The 4200-nt window shown below is 73.7% G+C and carries 3 protein-coding genes and 1 pseudogene; 1 reads left to right on the top strand and 3 read right to left on the bottom strand.

Annotated elements, in window-relative coordinates:
• From MCAG_RS11375 to MCAG_RS11365, 3 genes are all read right to left on the bottom strand, one after another.
• A partial coding sequence (locus tag MCAG_RS11375) for a DEAD/DEAH box helicase (protein ID WP_157548480.1) occupies positions 1 to 1593 on the bottom strand: 1593 nt, incomplete at its 3' end.
• Positions 1594 to 2243: 650 nt separating this feature from the next.
• On the bottom strand, positions 2244 to 2471 hold the full coding sequence (locus MCAG_RS11370; RefSeq protein ID WP_007073114.1) for a DUF3107 domain-containing protein: 228 nt from the start codon (positions 2469 to 2471) through the stop codon (positions 2244 to 2246).
• 65 nt (positions 2472 to 2536) lie between these two features.
• Positions 2537 to 3175, bottom strand: coding sequence for a TetR/AcrR family transcriptional regulator (locus MCAG_RS11365; protein WP_007073113.1), 639 nt, complete (start codon positions 3173 to 3175; stop codon positions 2537 to 2539).
• Between the two features lie 149 nt (positions 3176 to 3324).
• On the opposite strand from MCAG_RS11365, the pseudogene MCAG_RS33625 reads away from it, so the two are divergent.
• A pseudogene (locus tag MCAG_RS33625) lies at positions 3325 to 4200 on the top strand (hypothetical protein); the annotation flags it as partial.

The following is a 4200-nucleotide window of genomic DNA, read 5'->3' as shown; positions in this document are numbered from 1 at the left end:
CGGCTCGCCGTCGGCGGACGCCGCGGCGGGCCCGGAGCCGGACGGCTCGGCGGAGATCACCACGGTCGGCTCGCCGGCCACGACCTCGCCGACCCGGCGGCGACGCCGGCGGCGCGGGGTGCGGGAGTCGTCCTCGGCGGCCTGCCCGGTCGGGGCCTCGGCGGCGTCGGGCGTGGCGTCGGAACGGCTCCGGCGGCGCTCGCCTTGACTGCGGGGCTCGCCCCGCTCGCCGCGCCGGGAGCCCCGGCCACCGCCGGTGTCGCCACGCCGGGACCGGCCGCCGAGGTCCTCCTCGACCTCCGCCGACAGCCCGGCCCGGGTCCGCTCCGCCGTGGGCAGGGTGCCGCTGACGTCGCGGGAGATGGCCAGGTCGGTGTAGAGGTGCGGCGAGGTGTGGTACGTCTCCGGCGGCTCCGGCATCTCCAGCCCGAGCGTCTTGTCGATGATCCGCCAGCGGGGCATGTCGTCCCAGTCGACGAAGGTCACCGCGACGCCCGTGGCGCCGGCCCGGCCGGTGCGGCCGATCCGGTGGGTGTAGGTGTCCTGGTCCTCGGGGCAGTCGTAGTTGATGACGTGGGTCACGCCGCTGACGTCCAGGCCCCGGGCGGCCACGTCGGTGGCGACCAGGATGTCGATCTTGCCGGCCCGGAACGCGCGCAGCGCCCGCTCCCGGGCACCCTGGCCCAGGTCGCCGTGCACGGCGGCCACGGCGAAGCCGCGGAAGTCGAGGTCCTCGGCGACCCGGTCGGCGGCCCGCTTGGTGCGGGTGAAGATCATGGTGAGGCCGCGCCCCTCCGCCTGGAGGATGCGGGCCACGATCTCGATCTTGTTCATCGAGTGGGTGCGGTAGACGAGCTGCTCGGTCTGCGGCGACGGCCCGGTCTCGGCGGTGTGCCCGGCGTGGATCGTCATGGGCCGGCGCAGGAAGCGTCGGGACAGCGTGACGATCGGATCCGGCATGGTGGCCGAGAAGAGCATGGTCTGCCGGTCCTCCGGCAGCATCGCGAGGATCTTCTCGACGTCGTCGAGGAAGCCCAGGTCGAGCATCCGGTCGGCCTCGTCGAGGACCAGCGCGCGGACCCGGTCGAGCCGCAGGTGCTTCTGCTTCTGCAGGTCCATCAGCCGGCCCGGCGTGCCAACCAGGATCTCCACGCCCTTGCGCAGCGCGTCGATCTGCGGCTCGTACGCCACGCCGCCGTAGATCGGCAGCACCCGGACGCCCCGCGTGCGGCCGGCGGCGGCCAGGTCCTTGGCGACCTGGATGCCCAGCTCGCGGGTGGGTACGACGACGAGTGCCTGTGGCACGCCGTCGCCGCCCTCGGCGGGGGCGAAGACCCGCTCCAGCAGCGGCACGCCGAAGCCGAGCGTCTTGCCGGTCCCGGTCGGTGCCTGCCCGATCATGTCGACGCCGCGCAACGCGATCGGGATCGCGTACTCCTGGATGGCGAAGGCGCGGGTGATGCCGGCCTCGGCCAGCGCTTCGACGGTCTCCGGCCGGGCGCCTAGCTCGGCGAAGGTGGGTGCCTCCGGGCGGACCGGGGCGGTCGGAGCCAGCTCCTGGTCGGCTGTGAGATCGAAAATCTGTTCGCTCATATGGATTTGGGGGTGCCCTCTCGTGGTGCGCCCCGTCAAGTCCTCAGGGCGCGGTCGGTAGTGGCGCGGGCCACACGGTCAGGGGCAGGAATCGCCGAGCCGGACCGGGCCGCACGCGCGCCGTGGGCAGGACTTCGGGTCGGACCGGCCTTTCGGCCAGGTCGGCGCCCACGGCAACTGCCCCATACTACCTGAGCCGCCCCGAAGTCGTCCCTGTTCAGGGGTAGGGCCCGGCAGGCGGGGCCGACGGTTGTGATCTGGGCCACTTTCGCCTGCCCGGTTGCGCCCCGTTCGCCGACTTCAGGACGCCTTTCCCTGCCTGACGCCGCCCGCCGCCTGCCGTCTAAATGATCAAGGAGTTTCGGTCAGGATCGGCTCCCCGGTGACGCCAACCGCTTGATCAGCGGGGGTGGCGAAGGTTGGGGCGGGGGTGGTGTGAGGCTGGAGCGCCAGCGCGGGGCGGGGGTGGTGTGAGGCTGGAGCGCCAGCGCGGGGCGGGGAAGGCCCTCGACGAGTCCGCACGGGACATGTCAGGTCAGACGCGCGAGGCGTCGACAAGCGAGAAGCCTTCCCCGTCAACCATCACCCAACCGGCCGACCTGCGAGGTCAAGCCAGCCGGCACCTTGACGGTCGACCTCCGACAGGGAGATCAGCGGACGGTGAAACCGACTGCCCGGGGCGACGCCTCGGCGATCTCGACGTAGGCGACCTTGTTGACCGGGACGATGACCCGCCGGCCCTTCTCGTCGGTCAGGGAGAGCGTCCCCTCGTCCTTCGCGAAGGCGTCAGTCACGATCTGCTCGATCTCGGCCGGCGACTGCGCGCTCTCCAGAACCAGCTCGCGCGGCGCGTACTGCACGCCGATCTTGACCTCCACGGTGCCTCCTCAACTGGGGCGAAAAAGCCGCCGTGGGAAGGTTATCCGATCTCGCGGCCGGATGTTCAGGCTGACTCACCCTGCAACGGGAAGCTGGCGATGCCCCGCCAGGACAGCGCCGCGACAAGCGCCTCGGCCTCGGCCTTCGGCACCTGCCGGCCCCCGGCCAGCCAGAACTGCGCCGCCGTCTCCGCCGCGCCGACCAGGCCGGAGGCGAGCAGCTCGGCATGTGCCCGGCTCACCCCGGTGTCGGAGATGATCGTGTCGGTTATCGCGGCGATGCAGCCCTGCTCCACCCGTTCCACCCGCTGCCGTACGGCCGGGTCGTTGCGCAGGTCGGACTCGAAGACCAGGCGGAACGCCTCGCTCTCGTGGTCGACGAAGTCGAAGTACGCGCGGACCGACGCGCCGACCCGCTCCTTGTTGTCGCTGGTGCTCCGCATCGCCTCGTGCACCTTCGCCACGATCGCGTCACAGTGCGTGTCCAGCAGTGCCAGGTAGAGCTCCATCTTGCCCGGGAAGTGCTGGTAGAGCACCGGCTTGGAAACCCCCGCCCGTTCGGCGATGTCGTCCATCGCGGCGGCGTGATAGCCCTGCGCGACGAACACCTCCTGCGCCGCCGCGAGCAGCTGCTTGCGCCGCGCGGAGCGGGGCAGGCGCGTGGGCCGGCCGGCGGTCTGGGCACCGTTCCCCACAGCCGTCATGGGAACCTCCGAAACTGGTCGTACGAGCCGGCACTTATCGCCCGAACCGGTCGGGGTCGGTGAACCCGGCGTGGAATTGGCCCGCCGCTGTAACTTATCGCCACTGTCACCACACGGTAGCCTCAGCGGGGGCGACCAAGGAGCGCGCGGTGAGTGAAGCAGGGCAACCCGGTGCCGCCACCCCGGGAGAGCACGGCGACGGGACGGGTCAGCAGGACGACCTCGCCCGTTCCGTCAGCGGGTGGGCGCCCTCGGCGACCGGCTGGTCCGGTGGTGGTGCCGCCGGCGGGCCACGGGAGGCGGCGTCCGGCTGGGGTCGCGCCGAGCCGGCGTCCGGCTGGGGCGCCTCGTCGCCGCGCCACGGCGACCTGCCGGCCCCCGTGCCCGGCCTGGCCGCCGGGGCCGAGTCTTCACCCCGGGTCAACGGTCACCCGCACGTCAACGGCGTGAGTCACGCCGGGGAGGAGTCGCAGGCGGGCCGTCCGGCACCGGTCAGCGCGCCGCCGCTCGCCGGAGGCTCCGGCCGGGAGGCCGACGGCGACCGGCTGGCCGTTCCCGCGCAGCGCCCGGCCCCCGCCCTGGAACGGCCGACCGGCCCGCCACGCGGCGGCGACCCTGACCCCGGTGCCGCCCGGCACTCCTCCGACGACCAGCCGGCACCCCGTGCGGGCCGCTGGTCGGACGGGAACGTTCCCGCGTCGGCTCCGCCCGCCGGGCAGGTCCCGCCGGTCGGCCCGGCCGCCTCCGGCTTCGAGGTGCCACCCGGCTTCCACCCCCCCACCGCTGATCGGGCCGTCGCGGAGCAGAGCGCGTCCGCCCGTGGGCCGTACGACTGGGCCGACCGGTTCCCGCCCGAGGAGGCCGATCCGCGCGGCTACCCGACGGCGGCGGACGCCTCCGGCGTGCCCCACCTCTCCGGCGGGGACCGGGGCGGTCGCTTCGCCCCACCCGAGGGGGCCGAGGGGCAGTCCCACCGACCGCCCGGCCCGCCGGAGCCTGCTCGCGCCGGCTACCCCGCCGAGTCC

The organism is Micromonospora sp. ATCC 39149, from assembly GCF_000158815.1.
In the GTDB taxonomy this organism is placed as follows: domain Bacteria; phylum Actinomycetota; class Actinomycetes; order Mycobacteriales; family Micromonosporaceae; genus Micromonospora.
Note: the sequence above shows the minus strand (reverse complement) of the source record. Positions and strands in the feature narration are given on the sequence as shown.